Origin of the sequence: Streptomyces sp. NPDC006923 (assembly GCF_040635655.1) — a bacterium.
GTDB lineage: Bacteria > Actinomycetota > Actinomycetes > Streptomycetales > Streptomycetaceae > Streptomyces.
The window spans coordinates 341,048-358,637 of sequence record NZ_JBEYIF010000008.1 but is presented as its reverse complement, the minus strand read 5'-3'; the positions used below and the strand labels follow the sequence as shown (position 1 = coordinate 358,637).

17 protein-coding genes are annotated in these 17,590 nt (G+C 68.9%); 7 read left to right on the top strand and 10 right to left on the bottom strand.

Going from position 1 to position 17,590, the window contains the following annotated elements:
• The first annotated feature begins 221 nt into the window (after positions 1-221).
• The 4 genes from ABZ707_RS19170 (at position 222) to ABZ707_RS19155 (ending at position 3,952) form a co-directional block, all read left to right on the top strand.
• Positions 222-1,385: an NAD(P)-dependent alcohol dehydrogenase gene (locus ABZ707_RS19170; protein WP_360175842.1), complete on the top strand. Its 1,164-nt coding sequence runs from the start codon at positions 222-224 to the stop codon at positions 1,383-1,385.
• 98 nt (positions 1,386-1,483) lie between these two features.
• A complete protein-coding gene (locus ABZ707_RS19165) occupies positions 1,484-2,554 on the top strand; it encodes an MBL fold metallo-hydrolase (RefSeq protein WP_360175839.1) in 1,071 nt (356 codons plus the stop codon).
• 172 nt (positions 2,555-2,726) lie between these two features.
• Entirely contained in the window at positions 2,727-3,245 is a 519-nt protein-coding gene (locus ABZ707_RS19160) for a MarR family transcriptional regulator (protein WP_360175836.1), read from the top strand.
• A gap of 68 nt (positions 3,246-3,313) precedes the next feature.
• A complete protein-coding gene (locus ABZ707_RS19155) occupies positions 3,314-3,952 on the top strand; it encodes a hemerythrin domain-containing protein (RefSeq protein ID WP_360175833.1) in 639 nt (212 codons plus the stop codon).
• Positions 3,953-4,057: 105 nt separating this feature from the next.
• Here ABZ707_RS19155 and msuE read toward each other — a convergent pair whose 3' ends face one another.
• Together msuE and ABZ707_RS19145 are read right to left on the bottom strand one after the other, a co-directional pair.
• On the bottom strand, positions 4,058-4,624 hold the full coding sequence (gene msuE, locus ABZ707_RS19150) for an FMN reductase (RefSeq protein ID WP_360175830.1): 567 nt from the start codon (positions 4,622-4,624) through the stop codon (positions 4,058-4,060).
• Positions 4,621-5,706, bottom strand: coding sequence for an LLM class flavin-dependent oxidoreductase (locus ABZ707_RS19145; protein ID WP_360175827.1), 1,086 nt, complete (start codon positions 5,704-5,706; stop codon positions 4,621-4,623). Before ABZ707_RS19145 ends, msuE begins: the two co-directional genes overlap by 4 nt.
• A 679-nt stretch (positions 5,707-6,385) precedes the next feature.
• Between ABZ707_RS19145 and ABZ707_RS19140 the strand changes: the two genes are divergently transcribed.
• Entirely contained in the window at positions 6,386-7,873 is a 1,488-nt protein-coding gene (locus ABZ707_RS19140; protein WP_360175824.1) for a penicillin-binding transpeptidase domain-containing protein, read from the top strand.
• A 34-nt stretch (positions 7,874-7,907) separates the two neighbouring features.
• Here ABZ707_RS19140 and ABZ707_RS19135 read toward each other — a convergent pair whose 3' ends face one another.
• Entirely contained in the window at positions 7,908-8,747 is an 840-nt protein-coding gene (locus tag ABZ707_RS19135; protein ID WP_360175821.1) for a helix-turn-helix transcriptional regulator, read from the bottom strand.
• Between the two features lie 102 nt (positions 8,748-8,849).
• On the opposite strand from ABZ707_RS19135, the gene ABZ707_RS19130 reads away from it, so the two are divergent.
• Positions 8,850-9,557 (top strand): SDR family NAD(P)-dependent oxidoreductase, encoded by a 708-nt coding sequence (locus ABZ707_RS19130; protein ID WP_360175818.1) that lies wholly within the window; start codon positions 8,850-8,852, stop codon positions 9,555-9,557.
• A 2-nt stretch (positions 9,558-9,559) separates the two neighbouring features.
• Here the strand turns inward: ABZ707_RS19130 and ABZ707_RS19125 are convergent, their stop codons facing one another.
• The 4 genes from ABZ707_RS19125 to ABZ707_RS19110 form a co-directional block, all read right to left on the bottom strand.
• Positions 9,560-11,674 carry a SpoIIE family protein phosphatase gene (locus ABZ707_RS19125; RefSeq protein WP_360175815.1) on the bottom strand — a complete coding sequence of 705 codons (2,115 nt, stop codon included), beginning with the start codon at positions 11,672-11,674 and terminating at the stop codon, positions 9,560-9,562.
• Positions 11,675-12,019: 345 nt separating this feature from the next.
• Entirely contained in the window at positions 12,020-13,123 is a 1,104-nt protein-coding gene (locus tag ABZ707_RS19120; protein ID WP_360175812.1) for a terpene synthase family protein, read from the bottom strand.
• Between the two features lie 213 nt (positions 13,124-13,336).
• Positions 13,337-13,942 carry an ABC transporter ATP-binding protein gene (locus ABZ707_RS19115; RefSeq protein ID WP_360175809.1) on the bottom strand — a complete coding sequence of 202 codons (606 nt, stop codon included), beginning with the start codon at positions 13,940-13,942 and terminating at the stop codon, positions 13,337-13,339.
• A 213-nt stretch (positions 13,943-14,155) separates the two neighbouring features.
• Entirely contained in the window at positions 14,156-15,073 is a 918-nt protein-coding gene (locus tag ABZ707_RS19110) for an AraC family transcriptional regulator (RefSeq protein ID WP_360175806.1), read from the bottom strand.
• A gap of 119 nt (positions 15,074-15,192) precedes the next feature.
• On the opposite strand from ABZ707_RS19110, the gene ABZ707_RS19105 reads away from it, so the two are divergent.
• Positions 15,193-16,164, top strand: a complete 972-nt coding sequence (locus tag ABZ707_RS19105) for an SDR family NAD(P)-dependent oxidoreductase (protein ID WP_360175803.1) — start codon at positions 15,193-15,195, stop codon at positions 16,162-16,164.
• 82 nt (positions 16,165-16,246) lie between these two features.
• On the opposite strand, the gene ABZ707_RS19100 is transcribed toward ABZ707_RS19105, so the two are convergent.
• From ABZ707_RS19100 to ABZ707_RS19090, 3 genes are all read right to left on the bottom strand, one after another.
• The gene (locus ABZ707_RS19100; RefSeq protein WP_360175800.1) at positions 16,247-16,492 is read right to left on the bottom strand and encodes a hypothetical protein; all 246 of its coding nucleotides are present in this window, start codon (positions 16,490-16,492) and stop codon (positions 16,247-16,249) included.
• Positions 16,476-16,727 (bottom strand): DUF6400 family protein, encoded by a 252-nt coding sequence (locus ABZ707_RS19095; RefSeq protein WP_360175797.1) that lies wholly within the window; start codon positions 16,725-16,727, stop codon positions 16,476-16,478. The genes ABZ707_RS19100 and ABZ707_RS19095 overlap by 17 nt, the downstream gene beginning before the upstream one ends.
• 187 nt (positions 16,728-16,914) lie before the next feature.
• Positions 16,915-17,553 (bottom strand): TetR/AcrR family transcriptional regulator C-terminal domain-containing protein, encoded by a 639-nt coding sequence (locus tag ABZ707_RS19090; RefSeq protein WP_360175794.1) that lies wholly within the window; start codon positions 17,551-17,553, stop codon positions 16,915-16,917.
• Between the last annotated feature and the right edge of the window lie 37 nt (positions 17,554-17,590).

Sequence of the window (17,590 nt, the reverse complement as noted above, 5' to 3'; positions counted from 1 at the left end):
GGGAGGGGGCTCCGGGCGCGGCTTGACGAGTGCCCGGCGGCGACTTATGGTTTGTTGCACAACGAACTAGATGGTGGACGGTGCGGCCCCTGGGGAGCGCAGCACGTCGGCCATCGCAGGTTCACTTCTCAGGTCCGCGGCAGTGGCTGATGGACCCCCGCCCCGCCCAGGAACGCACCCGCACCTGGCAGTGTCGCGGACATCCGGTTTGGAGAATCACCATGGCGGCAGAAGAGGGCTCTCCCTCCCCGCACACCAGCCGTTCCACCCCTTCGTCACAGGCCGTCAGAGCGGCCGTGGTCCGTGACGGAGGCGGCCCCTTCCTCTTCGAGGAACTCGAACTCGATACGGCGCTGCGCCCCGACGAGGTGCTGGTGAGAGTCGTCGCCACCGGCGTCTGCCAGACCGATGTGCACGTACGCGACCAGGCCCTGCCGACTCCGCTGCCCGCCGTCCTGGGACACGAGGGCGCGGGAGTGGTCGAGCGGGTCGGCAGCGGTGTGACCACTGTCGTCCCTGGTGACCGCGTCATCATGTCGTACCAGGCATGCGGCCACTGCGGCCCCTGCCTGCGCGGCCAGTACACGTACTGCGAGTCGGCCTTTCCCATCAACTTCGGCGGCTCGCGACTCGACGGCACCAACGCCCTGAGCGACGCCGAAGGCGCCCCGGTCCACGGGCACTTCTTCGGCCAGTCGTCCTTCGCGACACACTCCTTGGCCACCGAGCGCAATGTGGTCAAGGTCGACGACAGTGTGCCGCTGGAGCTGCTCGGTCCGCTCGGCTGCGGCATGCAGACCGGCGCCGGAGCGGTGCTGAACTCGCTCCGGGTCTCCGCCGGATCCAGCGTGGTCGTCATCGGGGCCGGCGCGGTCGGTCTGGCCGCGGTCATGGCCGCACGTGTGGCCGGCGCCGCCTCCGTCATCGCGGTGGACGTCATTCCCGAGCGGCTGGCCCTGGCCGCCGAACTCGGCGCCACCCACACGGTCAACGGGAAGGAAGAGGACACCGCGGCCCGCATCGCCGAGATCACCGGCACCGGCGCGGACTATGTCCTGGAGATCACCGGGCGGCCGGAGATGCTCACCCTGGCCGTCGACGCGCTCGCCCCGCTGGGCACCGCCGCCCTCATCGGCGGGGCCCCCGCCGGCACCCGGGCGCAGGTGGACATGAACACCCTTCTGGGTGGCCGCACGGTGCGCGGAATCGCCCAGGGCGACTCCGTCCCGCAGCTTTTCCTCCCCCGGCTCATCGACCTCTACAAGGCCGGCGAGTTCCCCTTCGACCGCCTCGTCGCTTTCTACGACTTCGACGACATCAACCAGGCGGTCGCCGACACCCGCAGCGGCAAGGTCATCAAGCCGGTCCTGCGTATCCACTCGTAGCGGCCGTCGCGTGTGGTGAAGCCCCGCCCTGCGGGCGGACGACGCCACTTTCGCGACACACCCCAGCCGCTGCCCGACTCACCCAAGAGAGAACAGCCATGAACGACCACCAGCAGAACAAGCCCGGCGAGCCGACCGACCGTTACGGGATCGGCGCGGCCGGAATGCCGCTCAACACCCTCGCGGACTACCGCCCCATACCGGCCGACTCCTACGGCGCCCTGTTCCTTCCGGACCGTCTCGCCAAGGGTTACCACGTCGAGGAGATCAACGACGGCGTCCACTACGTCACCTCGGGTGCCTACGACGCGATGTTCGTCGTGACGGGCAGCGGAGTCGTCGTGGTCGACGCCCCGCCGCTTCTCGGCACGAACATGCTCAAGGCCATCAAGGAGGTCACGGACGCGCCGGTCACCCACCTCATCTACAGCCACTGGCACTCCGACCACATCGGCGCCGCCGGGATCTTCGGACCGGATGTGAAGGTCATCTCCCACGAGTACACGCGGGACATGATCCAGCGCTGGCCCGACCTGGGCGGCGGCCGGGGGCTGCCCGTGCCGACCGAGACGTTCTCCACCAACGAGACCCTCGACGTGGGCGGTGTGAAGCTGCAACTCGACTACAAGGGTGTCAATCACACTCCGGGCAACATCTTCATCTACGCGCCGAAGCAGAAGGTCCTCGCCGCCATCGACATCATCAGCCCCGGCTGGAGCGCCTTCAAGCACTGCGACGCCTCAGAGAACATCCGCGGCTGGGCCGAGGCCCACGACTGGATCCTGGACTACGACTTCAAGGCCGTCGTCTCCGGACACGTCAACCGCTGGGGCACCCGTGAGGACGCCGTCGCCTCCCGCGCGTACACCAACGACATCGTCGAGTTCGCCAAGGAGGCGTTCGACCAGGCGGAAGACATGGAGTTCATCCAGCGCAACGGCTTCAGCAACGCCTGGGTGCTGTGGGAGAACTACTTCAACGAGATGACCAACTACGTCACCAAGAAGACCCTGGAGAAGGTCACCGACAACGGCCAGAACTGGGCGGAACGCCTGGCAGGCGCCGACGTGATGACGAAGTACCACGCCTACTCCATCCTTGAGGCGCTCCGCCTGGAGTACGGCATGGTCACCGGGTTCGAGAAGCGGATCATCCCGCAGGAGTCCTGAACCCGGGACTCGCCGGGGCCGGGAGAGCGCGGAATCCACGGCCTCCCGGCCCCGGCGGCCCCTTCCCGCGCCCTGTCCGAGTGACCTGCCCCCGGCCGTACAATTCGTTGAGTAACGAATGATTGGAGTGGTTGTGGATCTTTCTGCCCATGAAGGAGCGCCGGCCGGGACCGTGGAAGCGGACGGCGCGTCGCGGGAAGGGGCCGAGCCGTCCCCGTCGGCAGCACTCTCTCCGTCCAGGCCGCTGAGCACGACCGAAAGGGACGTGTGGCTCGGCTTCCTCTGCACCCACCTGCAGTTGCTTCGCACCCTCGACCGGAAGCTCCTGGACAGCCAGCGCATCGCGATGTCCTCCTACGAGGTGCTGCTGTGCCTGGCGGAGTCTCCCGAGGGCCGGGTACGGATGAAGGACATCGCCTCCTCCCTGCTGATCAGCCGCAGCGGGCTGACCCGCATCGTCGACGACCTCGAACGCCAGGGTTATGTGGCACGCGAGAAGTGCCCCACCGACGCGCGCGGGATGGACGCGGTGCTGACCGCGGCCGGCCGTACCGCCTACCGCCGCGCGCGAAAGGTCCATCTGACCAACCTGCGCAAGGAGTTCCTCGACAAGCTCAGCGCGGAGCAGCTTCAGTCCCTCAGTGAGATCTGGAAGACCCTCGGCGTGGACGAGCCCGGCGCCGAAGTCTGACCTTCCCGGGTACGCGCGGTGTGTTCCCGGGCCCGCCATCCATGCCCGTGAAAGGAACGTACCGACCCATGACCGACCTGGACAGCCCGAGAGAACCCGCCCCTGCCGCCGTTGCCGCCGCGTCCGGCGAACACAGCGGACTGCGGCCGGGCGGGTCCCTGGACGAGGCCACCCGCCCCCGGGCGCCCAGAGCCTCCGCCGCGGAGACCGCGCCCTCGGAGCCGTACCCCGGTGGGACCGGGGCACGGCTGATACGTATCCACGCCGGGCTCCGTCAGGAGATGGCGCAGATCCAGGACGCGGTGGCGCAGATCGCGGTCGGCGCGAGCGATCCCGCCGCCACGCGATCGCTGATCAACAGCCTCACCCTGCGGCAGAACTACTGGACGCTGGGCTCCTTCTGCGCGGGCTACTGCCGCACTCTCACAACCCACCACACCATCGAGGACCAGGTCATGTTCCCCGAGCTGGAGGCCCGCCAGGCATCGCTCGGGCCGGTGGTGCGGCGGCTGGAGGCGGAGCACGACATCATCGCCGACGCGCTGACCGCACTGGACAAGGCCCTGGTCGCACTCGTCCGGGGTGACGGCACGATCGGGGACGTCCGGAGCCGCACGGATCACCTCGACCGGATTCTGACCTCCCACCTGGACTACGAGGAGGCCGAGCTCGTCGGCCCGCTGGACCGGCTCGGGATCCACGTCTGAACTCCGCAGGGGTTCAGCAGGCCGTGCGGGCACCGGAGGCGGCCCCCGCACGGCCTGCTTGTGCGGGGGTCTCTTCCGTGCTGGGCCGGTGAAGAACCGGCCGGGTCAGCCGGGAAGCGAATGCCGCCCGGCGGCCAGAGCCTTCGCGACCGGCACCACGTCGTCGACGGCCATCTCGACCCGCTCGTACACCTCGGGATTGAGGATCGTGGTGCCGTCGAAGTCACCGGCGCTCAGATAGATCCCGGCCGGTGCCGTCCATGCCTGGAGGAAGGCGAACAGAGGCCGCAGGGCGTGCTCGATGACCAGCGCGTGCCTGTCGCTGCCACCCGTCGCGGCGAGCATCACGGGCCTGGCGGCGAGGGCGTACTGGTCCACGAAGTCGACGAAGTGTTTGAACAGGCCGGTGTATGAGCCGCGGAAGACCGGGGTCGCCGCGATGACGAGGTCGGCGCTCTCCACGGCCCGCACGGCGTCCTCGGCGTACGCGTCGAGCTGATCACGCTCCAGGGCTCCGCTGAACCCCGGGCCGAGGGTGTGGACCTCGATGATCCGTGCATCGATCGGGGTCCGGGAGGCGATGGTCCGGAGGATCAGCTCCACCAGGGCCTTGGTCTTCGACGGGGAGCGCACGGTGCCGACCAGGGCGACGACGCGCAGTGCATCGCTCATGCCACCGGTTCCTGTCCCGAAGCCCGTGCGGCCGACTCCTGGAGAGCGGCGATCTCCTTGCGCACCACCGGTGCCACCTCGCCGCCGTAGAGTTCGATGGACCTGAGCATCTCCTTCTGGGGCACGTCACCGAATCCCATCTGGATCATCATGCGGTCGTGACGGAAGATCTCGTACTGCGCCATGATCTTGTCGATGATCTCCTGGGGGCTGCCGAGGAAGAACGCCCCGGCGCCGCTCGCCTGCGCTTCATAGGCCAGTCGCGGCATCGGCACACCCTGGCCGCGCTGGTGGTGGTTGGCCATCCAGCCCGCCTGGAAATACGGGTGCGACACATCGATGGCCTCACGTCGGGTGGCGGCCACGAAGCCGGGAGAGTTGATCGACACCTTGAGCTTCGACGCGTCGTGACCGAAGTCCTTCGCGCTCTTGCGGTACAGATCGACGAAGGGGGCGAACTGGCGGTAGCTGCCGCCGATGATCGCGAGCGACAGCGGCAGGTTCAGTTTGGCCGCCCGTACGACCGAGGCCGGTGTCCCGCCCACCGCCACCCACACAGGCAGCTCGCGATCCGGTCGCGGACTGATGTCCGCGTTCCGCAGGGCCGGCCGCAGGGAGCCCCGCCAGGTGACCGGATGCTCGCTGCGCAGCCGCAGCAGCAGATCGAGTTTCTCCGCGAAGAGCTGCGCGTAGTCGCTCACGTCGTAGCCGAAGAGGGGGAACGACTCGGTGTACGAGCCGCGCCCGGCGATGATCTCGGCGCGTCCCTCCGATATCAGGTCCAGCGTGGCGAACTGCTGGAAGACCCGGACGGGATCGTCCGAACTCAGCACGGTCACCGCGCTGGACAGTTTGATGTTCCGGGTCCTCTCGGCCATCGCGGTCAGTACGACGGCGGGAGCCGAGACCGCGAAGTCGGAACGGTGGTGCTCACCGACCGCGAACACGTCCAGGCCGGCCTCGTCGGCCGCCGTCGCCTGCTCGATCAGCTCACGCAGCCGGGCACCCGGTCGTGGTGGGATGCCCGTGGTGGGGTCCGGTGTCAGTTCACCGAAGTGAAAGATGCCGAGTTCGAAGGCCATGGTGGCCGCCTTTCTACGGATGGGGTGCGAGGGGGAGAGGGCTGGTTCACGGCCGGTCGGCGAGGCCGACGGACGGGACCGCCTCCGCGGCCGGCACCTGGCCCGGAGCATCGGATGACCGAAGCCGCCGGATAGTAGTTCGTTGTGCAACGAATTGTATGTCGTCGGTGAAGGCTGGTCAAAGACGCTTCCACCGGCCGGAACGGGCTTCCGGATGTCCTGCGGCCGCTCGTGGCGCATGACCGGTGGCGGTCTGGGGCGCGGGGAGGGATCGGTGGCCGGTGGCGTGGGTGAGGCGTGGGCACCCCTCGCGCGGTGGGAGCCTGTGCCCTCAGGGATCCCTCGCTGATCCACCAGGGATTACGGGACAACCCCTGGACCGGAGATCCCCTCCGCCGGCTGCTTACCTGCGACTCCGGCCGGTCAGCGCCTTTCGGGGGAAATGATTTCTCCGTACTCCTGGGCTGTTCTGTGCGCCGCGTGCGGGGGAGTGGCCGGGAGAGCGTCCTGGCATAACCTGGGGCTCATGACGCATTCCGGCAGCCATGGTGGCTACTCGTCGTATCGCGGGCGTCGATCCCAAACGATTGTCTGGGGGGCCGCCGCGCTCGCCGTGACGTCGGGAATCGCCTACTGGGGATATTCGACTCTGACGGCCGAACCGGACGACCCTCAAGTGGTGGCCGCGACAGCCGAGTTCGAAAAGTTCTTCGATGCCTGGGAGGCGGGCGACGCACGGCGGGCCGGCCGGGTGACAAACACCCCGGACCAGGCCGAGGCGCTGATCACATCCGTCATGACGAACCTTGAGCCGTCGAAGACCGAGATCAGCGCCGGTGCCGGTGAAAGGAAGGCGGATGGGGAAGTCGACATTCCATTCACTGTGAAGATGACTATTCCCGGGGCGGGTGACTACTCGTGGAACTCACAGGCGAAGGCCGTCGGGCGGGCCGAAAAATGGAAAGTCGAATTCCATACCGAGACGGTCCATCCGGAGATGGTGCCGGGGCAGACGCTCGCTCTTGAGCTGAGAGACCGCGCCGCCATCCTCGACAAGAACGGCGAGGAACTGGAGGCCGCCTCTCTCGTCGGCGTTGTCGACTTCAGGACCGGCAGGGGGGTGTCGGGCCTCCAGGCGTTCTACGACAGACAGCTCATCGGCAGCTCGGGCCTGTCGAAGTCGGTCGTCATCAGGGACCGCAAGTCCGGCCATGTGGTGAAGACGCTCACCGGCGCCGGGGCGAGCCGGGGCAGGCCGGTGCGGACGACCATTGATCCGCGGGTCCAGCGAGCCGCCGCCGCGGCCCTGGCCGGAGTGGAGAAGAACGCGGCGATCGTCGCCATCGACCCCTCCAGTGGCCGGATCCTCGCCGCCGCGAACATGCCACCCGGGATGAACCGTGCGCTGGAGGGCCGCTATCCGCCCGGCTCCACCTTCAAGGTGGTGACGGCCGCCGCTCTGCTGAAGCAGGGGATGAAGCCGTCGGACCGGGCCGACTGCCCGAAGTTCGCCATCGTCAACGGTCAGCGCTTCGAAAATCAGGGCCAGTTCACACTGCCCGCCGGATCGACCTTCCGGGACACTTTCGCGCGCTCCTGCAACACCTTCTTCGTCAACTCCGGCGCGAAGCTGTCCGAGTCCACCCTGCACGACACCGCGAAGGCGTTCGGTATCGGCGGCACCTGGGACGTGGGCACCACGACGTACGACGGCAGCGTCCCGGTCGCCGGCAGCGCGAACGACAAGGCCGCCGCCACCGTCGGACAGGCCCGGGTGCAGGCGTCGCCCCTGGTGATGGCCTCGATCGCGGCAACGGTGAAGGAGGGCGTCTTCAAGCAACCCACCCTGGTGCCCGACGCCGTGAAGAACCGGTACGTAGCCCCCTCCCGGCTGGACGCCGGAGTCGTCGACGCGCTGCGCGGCATGATGCGCGCGACCGTCACCGAGGGTGCCGCCGAGGCCCTCAAGGGCCTCCCCGGTGAGCCGCACGCGAAGACGGGCACGGCCGAGTTCGGCACCGAGACCCCGCCGCGCACGCACGCCTGGATGATCGGCTACCAGGGTGACCGGAATCTTGCCTGGGCGGTGCTGCTGGAGGACGGTGGGTCGGGTGGTTCCGACGCGGGGCCCATCGCGGCGACATTCCTCAAGAACGTCATCGGATGACACGTCGAGCGCTCGCAAGGGGGCCGGCGCCCGGCTACCCGACGAGCGCCTGGGTGCCGAGCACGGTGAGCAGGGCCAGACGATCGGCCTCCCGGGTGCCGGGCTCGGCCGTGTAGACCATGACGCGCAGGTCGCTGCCCTCCACGGTGAGCACGTCGCAGTCCAGCGTCAGGGTGCCCACATGGGGATGGTCGATGGTCTTGCGCGCCGCCTCGTGACGGCCGACGGCACCGGCGTCCCACAGCGCGGCGAACCGGTCACTGCCCGCCCGCAGCTCCGCGACCAGCCGGCGCAGCCGCTGGTCGGCCGGATAGTGATCGGCGGCCACACGCAGGTCGGCCACCAACGTGGCTTCGAGCGCGCGCCGGGCCTCCGGGGTGAGCAGCACGCGACCGGCCGGGCCAAGGAAGTTGCGCCACACGCCATTGCGCTGGATGCCGCGCCAGCCGGACGGATCGCCCATCAGCGCCGCGTACGGCTGGTTCGCCACCAGGAGCGTCCAGGACGCGTCGTACACCGCGACCGGGGTCCCGGTCAGCCGGTCCAGCAGCCGCTGGACGCTCGGCGTGATGTAGGTGGGGATGGTCTCCGGGCCCGGCGGCGCCAGCCCGGCCAGCCGGAACAGGTGCGTTCGCTCCTCGACCGACAGCCGCAGCGCCCGAGCCAGGGCTTCGACGACCTGTGCCGACGGGTGGGACGCGCGGCCCTGTTCGAGGCGGGTGACGTAGTCGACGGAGATCCCGGCCAGCATGGCCAATTCCTCACGGCGCAGTCCCGCAGCGCGTCGTTTTCCACCGGTGGGCAGGCCCGACGCCTCGGGTGAGACCCGGTCGCGCCAGCGCCGTACCGTCTTTCCGAATTCCGCCGTTGCCATACCCAGCAGTGTGCCTCGCCGGCCGCTCGCCTTCCTGGTACCCGTAGTCCCAGGAAGGCCAGACGCCTGGCTGATCCCCTTTTGCCGCCGGATCGTGGAGGCATGACAACAACACTGATCACCGGAGCGAACAAGGGCTTGGGCCATGAGACCGCCCGTCAGCTCGTCGCCGCGGGCCACACCGTCTACATCGGCAGCCGGGACGCGGAGCGGGGACGCCTCGCCGCCGAGCGGCTGGGGGCCCGTGCCATCCTTCTCGACGTCACCGACGACGCGTCCGTCGCCGCCGCGGCCCGGGTCGTCGAGGCCGGCGGCGGCCTGGACGTACTGATCAACAACGCGGGAGTCGAGGGCCGGGACGCCGGCAACCATGTGATCGGCGCCGCCGATGTGACGGCCGACATCACAGAGCGGACGTTCGCGACGAATGTTTTCGGCACGGTGCGCGTCACCCACGCGTTCCTGCCGTTGCTGCGGCGCTCCGCGGCCCCGGTCGTGGTGAACGTCAGCAGCGGTCTGGCCTCACTGGCCAGGGTCACCGCGCAGGGCACCCCGACCTACGCCTATCCGGGCGTCGCCTACCCGGCGTCGAAGGCCGCCCTCAATATGATCACGGTGCAGTACGCGAAGGCGTTCCCGGAGATGCGGATCAACGCGGTGGACCCCGGCTACACCAAGACCGACCTGAACGGGAACACCGGCACCCAGACCGTCGAACAGGGCGCCGCGATCATCGTCCGCATGGCACAGGTGGGCCCCGACGGCCCCACCGGAGGCCATTTCGACGCCGAGGGCCCCGTCCCCTGGTGACGTCAGCCGCCGTGCTTCTCCGGTTTGATGAGCAGGAGGGCGATGTCGTCGCTGCCGCGGAAGGATCGCTGGGTCCGCCTGGCGTGCTGGACAAGCTTCTTCGCGAGCAGATCCAGCGGTTGCGGTTGTGCTTCCGCGAGCTGGGCAGCGAGTTCTTTGATGGTCATGTCCAGATCTGTCCCCGGCACTTCCACCAGGCCGTCGGTGTAGAGGGCGAGGACGGCGCCGGGGGGCAGCGGGACATCGACGGTGCTGTACTCGGCCTCCGGCTCGATACCGAGGAGCAGTCCGGTCGGTATGTCCAGGACCTCCGTATGGCCGTCGCCATGGCACAGCACCGGTGGCAAGTGGCCGGCGGCCGCGAGACGGGCCCGGTTGTGCCGCAGGTCCAGATGGGCGTAGAGACAGCTCGTGAACAGGTTGGACCTCAGATCGATCAGCAGGCGGTTGGTGCGCGCGAGCACCTCGTCCGGAGGAGCGCCCGCGCTCGCGTGGGCGTGGACGGCGGTCCTGACCTGTCCCATCAGAGCGGCGGCATTCACGTTGTGGCCCTGTACATCACCGATGACGGCGGCGGCCGAGGTGTCGTCCAGGCGGATGAGGTCGTAGAAGTCGCCGCCGATGTCCATGCCCCGGGTCGCCGGGAGATAGTGGGCGGCGACCTCCAGGCCGGGGATCCGCGGCAGGTCGTGCGGGAGCAGAGCGGCCTGCAGACCCCGGGCGATCTGGTTCTCGGTGTCGAAGAGCCGGGCCCGCTCCAGCGCCTGCGCGATCACACCGGCCAGTGAGGTGAGACCGGCGCGCTCCTCCGGCGAGAAGGGATGCGGCTGGTCGTAGCCCAGCACGCAGCAGCCGATGGTCCGGCCGGAGGCGAAGAGCGGCAGGTAGGCGAAAGCGGCCATGTTCGCGTACAGGTCGATGTGCGGATAGGTGTACCGGAGTTCCTCGGTGTTCGCGTAGAACGCGGGAACACCGGTCCGGATGGCCCGCAGGCTGGCGGCCTCCGTGGTCAGCGGAAGGCCGTCGAAATACTCCGCGACTCCTTCCGGGAAACCGCGGGCGTCGATGACCTGGAGCCTTCCTTCGTCAGCTGTGAGCACCGCCAGACCCTGGACATTGATGACGGGCATGATCTGGTTGAGGACCGCCTCGGCCACATCCCTGACCCCGACGGCCTCGGTGAGCGCCGAGGAGAGATGCAGCAGATGGAAGAGGGCGCCGGGGCGGGCCTGCGCCGCGGTCGGCGGGGTGAGAAACGGCTGGTGATCCTCGCTGGGCGCCTCGGTGGGTGTGATGCGCACACTGATGCCGGTGGCGTCGGGATAGAGGGTGAAGACCAGCCAGTAGTCGGGGGGCCGCAGAGCGATGAAGGATGTGGGGAGTCGGCTGAACAGCGCCGCCAGGTAGGAATTCTCGTAGATGGGATCGTGCAGCCAGGGCAGGACGTCCCAGGGCCTGGCTCCCAGCAGATCCCGGAGGCTGCCGCCCAGCAGTTCGGCGGCCTTGCTGTTGAGGAATGTGATGCGGCCCGTGAGGTCCAGGGCGCACATGCCTTCCGGGAAGCGCTCTGTGAGCTCCGCTCCGGGCTGTTCGTGCCGGGTCGGAGGCGGGCCCACTGTACGCAGCTCCGTGGACCGCAGCGGATGGCCGTCCTCCGAGGCCAGCCGCAGCAGGCGGCTGATGCGGCGGGAGCACTCGTCGGTCGCCCGTGTCTCCTGCGGGGAGGGCTCGGGTGCCCGCGTACCGGGCCATATCTGCAGCACGGCGCCCCAGCAGGTGGTTCCGGACAACAGCGGCACGACGCTCAGGGCCACGTGATAGGGCAGCGCGAGCGCCGTACGCGGGAAACGATGGGCCAGCTCGGTGTGCGTGGCCACCCACACCGGCCGCTTCTCGCGCACCGCCTCGGCCACCGGAACGGGCGCGGCCAGCGCCACCCGGGACCACGGACTGGCGACATTCTGGGACACGCCCGTCACCACGGCCATGCGCAGTACTTGGTCCTCAGGCACCAGGAAATACACGGCGGCAATGTGCGCGCCCGTGGCCCGTACCAACTCCGCCAGGGCTTGATCGACTTCCGCCGCGGTGCGGGCTTCGTGGTCTCCGACGCTCATGCCACCCCAGGTGACGCGGAAAGAAGCGAGTGCCTCCGTCGGCGGAGGCACTCTGCGGAGGCCGGCCAGTGGTGCCGGACTGTCGATTCCGACCGCGTGCGCGCCTGTCGGCGGCGCCGCGAGTCACCGTCCGGCTCCGTCAGAGGGCCGTCGAGCCGACCACATCGGACATCAGGCATATGCGGACCATAATACCCGAATGGGTGAGAGGCATCCTGGGATTGCCGGCCGGGGCAGACCCGAAGCGGTGATCGCTCCGGCACGGCCGACTTCCCGCGCGACCTGGCGGAGACCGGTTTTCGGACGCCGTCGCCGACCGTCTGCGGGACCCCTTGGGGGGCGCCTTCAGCAGTGGTCCCACCACCAGGAAATGCTCGGGTACGGGAGCGGGCTGGGATCGGTGGTCGACGGTGACGGTGCCCAGCACGCGGGCGTCTTGATGACGTCTTCCAGTGCGAGCGTTCGCGTGGACGGCGGGTTGTAGCGCGGGGCGCACAGGGTGACTTCGGTATTGGCGATGACGAGATGGCCGAGGTGCTCGACAAGATTCCGCAGTGGCGCCCCGGCCGAGGGCATCAGGCGCTCCCGCAGGCGGAGGAAAAGAAGCATCAGGCGGTCGCGCATCTCCACTGTCGTGGCGACGGCCTCGTCGAACGAGAGTCCGCGATTCGTTTGCAGGACATCCAGAAAGTTGGGAGCCGGCTGGCCCTCCGATTTTTCCTTGTGGAAGGAGAAAATGTCGTTCTCCAGTGCGCACAACAAAGTTACGCACTCGACGGCGGCCTGGACCGCCGGTGAGTTCCATTCCTCGTCCGGCGTCGGTGCCGGTCCGCACATGTCGATCAAAACGGCGTAGACGGAGCTGCCGAAGTCCTGAAAACGCAGGGAGAGGTACTCGTCCTCGCTGGGTTCTTCGGTATGCAGCTTGTGCACGGCGCTGGTGAGCAACCGCCGCAGTCCTGCGCTCAGTCGGTCCATCTGTGTCGGCGTGCACTCGGCGCGCAGTTGCTCCATGGCGTCATGTCCTGCCGCGATGAAGAAGTTCTGGCCGCCCTGGGCGTGGTATCCCGGGGATTCCAGAACGCGCATCATCTCGCATACGAGGCGGATGAGTTCACTGGGCCGGCTGCGGGCCTCGGCGTGATCGAGCACATCGTCGTCGAGGGCGAGCGCCCATTCCATCAGGCAGCCAATGCCGTAAAGCACCGCCTTGTTGGTCTCCTTCGTGGAGAACCTGCCGAGAGACCAGGTCAGGATGGTGCCCGGGATGTGGGACGCCGGACTTTCCTCGCGGAATCCGTAAGATTCCTTCCAGGCGGCGACCCGCGTCGCGACATCCGTAGGGATGTGGGAAATCTCCGGCATGGGCAGGGGATAGTAGAAGCGCGGCGCACCACTTGGCCGTGTCAGGGGACCGGACTGGACCGTCTCCGAGGCGCTACTGCTCATGGCTGCTCCTTCGAGGATGGGGAAATCCTGGTGGTGAGCATGCGGCACCCGTACTTCGGCCAGTCGTAGATAACACTAATATCCTCCGATTGGGTGACCGGTGGGCTTGGGCCGCGTATGGGTTCGAGGCCGATTTCGTGCCTGGTCCTGCCCGCGCTCCTGCTCTGCGGGGGGTGATCCGGGTGAGCCAGTTGCCGGAAGGCGTCAGATCTCTCACGCGGACCCCGCCGTGTCCTGACACAGAGCGCCCGAGTCCAAGCGCCAGAGCTCGTCGAGGCGTTCGGTGTCGTAGGCGAGATGGGAAACCACGAGGACGGAGCGGCCGGCGTCGCGCAGCCGGCCGGCCAGGTCCCAGAACCGCTGGTAGGTGTCCCAGTCGAAGCCCTGGTAGGGCTCGTCGAGCAGCAGCACCTGGGGGTCGTGCATCAGGGCGAGAGTGAGGTTCAGCTTCTGGCGGGTGCCGCCGCTGAGTACTCCGGCGCGGGCGTCCGCATACTCGGAGAACCGCAGAATCTCCATGATCTCCTCGGCGTGACGCAGATCGGGCAGCGCGAAGGCGGTCTTGAAGAAGTCGAGGTGCTGACGGACGGTGAGGGCGTCGTTGAGCACCACATCCTGGGGGCAGTAGCCGAACCGGCCCTGGTGGCGCACCGTGCCGCGAAGCGGACGCAGTTCGCCGGCGAGGATCTTCAACAGGGTTGTCTTGCCCGCGCCGTTCTCGCCGACGATCCCGGCCAGCACGCCGGATGCGAGGTCCAGATTGATGCCCCGCAGGACCTCGCGCCGACGGTAGGCGTGATGCAGGTCCCTCACTTCCATTCCGACCCCCAGTGCCGAACCAGTAAGTACGCTCGGCATCTCAACCGGAAATCCGATGACAAGGAAACGGCGCGTCAACGGCCGTGCGGTTTCATCACTCGATGCGGTGAAGGGGTTTCGGCAGGGGACGGCCGAGTCACGGCGTGGTGATGCAGCCGGGGTCACAACGCCCCGGGCTCCGCACCCGCACGGGCGGCGGCGTGTGCCGAGGGCTCACGTCGTCTGGCAGGCGTTGCGGTAGTCCCTGGGGGAGACGCCGGTGACCCGCTTGAAGGCAGTGCTGAGCGCGCTTTCGGAGCTGTATCCGACGGCGCGGGCGATGGCGGAGATCGTGCCCGTGCCCTGCCGCAGATGACGGGAGGCGAGTTCGACGCGCCACCGGGTGAGGTAGTCGAGCGGCCCACTGCCGACCGTGTCCTTGAACCGTGCGGCGAGGGTGGACCGGGACACCGCACCGGCCCGCGCCAGTTCGGCCACCGTCCAGGGATGCTCGGGCCGGTGGTGCATGGAGGTCAGGGCCGCGGCCACCACCGGATCCGCGAGGCCGGCCAGCCAGCCCGACGCCGCGTTCGTTTCACGGGCGAGGTGCAGGCGCAGGATGTGGATGAGCATCACGACTGCCAGATGCTCGGCAACCAGCGTCGAGGCCATCGGCCTGCGCTGCAACTCCTGGTCGATCTGGGTGAGCGCCCATTGCAGGGTCTCGGCCTGTGGTGTTCCCGCAGGTACGTGAATGACGGGGGGAAGACCCTCCAGCAGCAGTGTCCGTGCCCGGTCACCGAAGGAGAAACGGCCGCCCACGAGCAGCACGTCGCCGTCGCCATTGCCCGCCCGCGCGATGCCGTCCTCGGCCGCCGCGTAGATGCGCTCGGCGTCGACGGCTACGGCCTCGGGGCCGCTGCGCAGTGTGAACCGCCGGGGCTGGGTGAGCAGATAGCAGTCTCCGGCCGCCAGTGCGATCGGCTCGCCGATCCCCTCGACTTCGAGGTGGCAGTGGCCTCGCCGGACGGCGTTGAACTTCACCCCGGACGGTGCGTCGAAACACACGGCCCACTCTCCTCCCGCCAGCAGGCTCGAGGAGAGATGGCTTCTGGTGTCCAGCAGCGCCAGCACATCCTCCAGTGGATCCATTGACGCCCTCCTGCTGGACGATCGAGCAAGTTTGTCGGACTCTCTGCCATAGATCGTCCACCGCGTGGTCGGTAGCGTCAAGGACAAGCCCCAACAGTTCCCTCCGAAAGCGACGTCACATGTACGACCACGACCTCCTGACCACGCCGTTCCACTCGCACGCCACGACCACCGAAGTCATCGACGGTGTGGACCTCACCGGACGTCGCGCGATCGTTACCGGGGGCGCCTCCGGTATCGGTGTCGAGACCGTCCGGGCCCTGGCCGCCGCCGGAGCAGAGGTGACGGTCGCCACCCGCGACCCGGCCTCTGCCGAGGAGGTCGTCCGTGACCTCACGGCCGTGCCCGGGGCCGGGTCCGTGCGGGTGGCGGCGCTCGACCTGGCGGATCTCTCGTCGGTCGACGCCTTCGCGCGCGCCTGGCAGGGTCCCCTCGACATCCTCGTCGCCAACGCGGGGATCATGGCCGTCCCGGAGCGCCTGGTCACCGCCCAGGGCTGGGAGTTGCAGCTCGCGACCAATTACCTCGGCCACTTCGCCCTGGCCACCGCGCTGCACGGCAATCTGCGCTCGGCGGGCTCGGCCCGTGTCGTGATCGTCAGCTCCGGTGCGCACCTGACGGCCGCGTTCGATTTCGAGGACCCGCAGTTCGAGCGGCGCCCGTACGACCGCTGGACGGCTTACAGCCAGTCCAAGACCGCGGACGTGCTGTTCGCTGTGGGGGCCGGGCGCTGGGCCTCGGACGGGATCACGGCCAACGCGCTCAACCCCGGCTGGATCAGCACGAATCTCCAGCGCCACATCGACGACGACACCATGCGCGCCCTGGGCGCCATTGACGACGAGGGCAACATCATCCCGCAGCCCTACTACAAGGAGCCCGCCCAGGGCGCCGCGACATCCGTACTGCTCGCCGCGTCACCGCTGCTCAACGGTGTGACCGGACGGTACTTCGAGGACAATCAGGAAGCGCGGACCGTCGAGGGGCCTCAGGAGCGGCCCGGCGGTGTCGCCGCTCACGCGCTGGACCACCAGGCGGCGGACCGACTCTGGGACTACGCCGCCGGAACGGTCACCAAGGCCCTCCGCTGACCGCACCCGCCGACCGGGCCCACCTTGTCATCGGCGGGACGGGTGTGAACGCCGGGGACGACCGAGGCCGCGTGGACGGTGGTCAGGGGCGGGGGGCCGCGCCGTCGCGGCAGGTGACGGCGGGACGGGTGTCCAGGGACCACAGGTGCGCGCATCGCGGGCACTGGACGTGGATGACCGGCCCGTCGTTGGAGATCAGATAGCGCCAGTGCTGAGCGCAGTTACGACGGCTCGCGCACGCCGCACAGTGGCGTGCGTCGTCGCAGACGGGGCAGGCCACCCAGGCGCGGCGGGCGAGGTCCGCCCGCGGATCAATCGGCAGCCGCACGGCCCGGCTCCTCTCCCGGCAGCACCCCGGCCGTCACCAGCAGGTCATAGGTGTGCTGCTGCTCGGCGTCCAGGCCCGAGTAGAGGAGCGCGTATGCCTCGTCCTGGGCCCGCAGGGCGGCCATCGGATCCCAGTCGGGACCGATCGCTGTCACGAACTCGGCCCGTCGCCTGGCCTCCTCGAAGGTCAGGTCGATCGTGAAGGGGATGAGGCCGGTGGTGTGGTCCTGGTCCATGGCGAGACTTCCGGTGGGCTGACGGAACTCCCTACTCTTACCAGAGGCCCTGAGCCGCCCCGCGCGGCCCGGGGCCGTGCGCCTGGACAGGGCATGACGGGAACCGACCGGCAGTGGTGGGCCGTTGGCCGCGCCGGGGCCCGCCGGGGGACAGGGCCCGCTCGCGACGCTGTGACATACCTCATGGTCAGGTGCCGACGCGCGCCTCCGCGGCCTGCTGGATCCCCGCGAGGACGAGGGCGAGGCCCCGGTCGAATTCCTCGTGAGCGTGGGCGGCGCTGACGGAGCTGAGCCGGGAGAGGGCCGGGAGTGTGCCCTCGGTGAGGGCGCCGATGCGCTCTGCCTCGGCGGCCGCGGCGCCCTCGGGCGCGAGCGGGCCGGCGACTTCGGCCTGGGCGAGCCCCATGACAAAGGCCATGACGGCCCGGAAGGCGGCGAGCAGATCGGCGTCGGCGAGACCTGAGCGGGTGAGGGCGGAGGCCAGGGCCTCGGCCGGGGCCAGACCTGTCGCACTGGAGGTGCGGCGCGTGAGGACGAGGGGCACGGCGGCCGGGTGCGCACGAACCGTGCGCCAGAGGGCGCCGGCCGCGGCCCGCGTGTCAGCGGCCCAGTCGTCGGTGAGGGCCGGTGTGTCCACGCGGGCGGCGACGGCGTCGACCACGAGTTCCTCCAGCGCCTCGCGGCCTTTGACGTAGTTGTAGAGCGTCATCGGGCCGGTGTGCAGCGACGCCGCCAGGGAGCGCATCGTCAGCCCGGCCAGGCCCTCGCGATCGACGATGGCCAGCGCGTGCTGCTGGATCTCCGCCAGGGTGAACCGGGCCTTCATGATCGACTCCCTGCTTGACACGTACGTTGTACGTGAC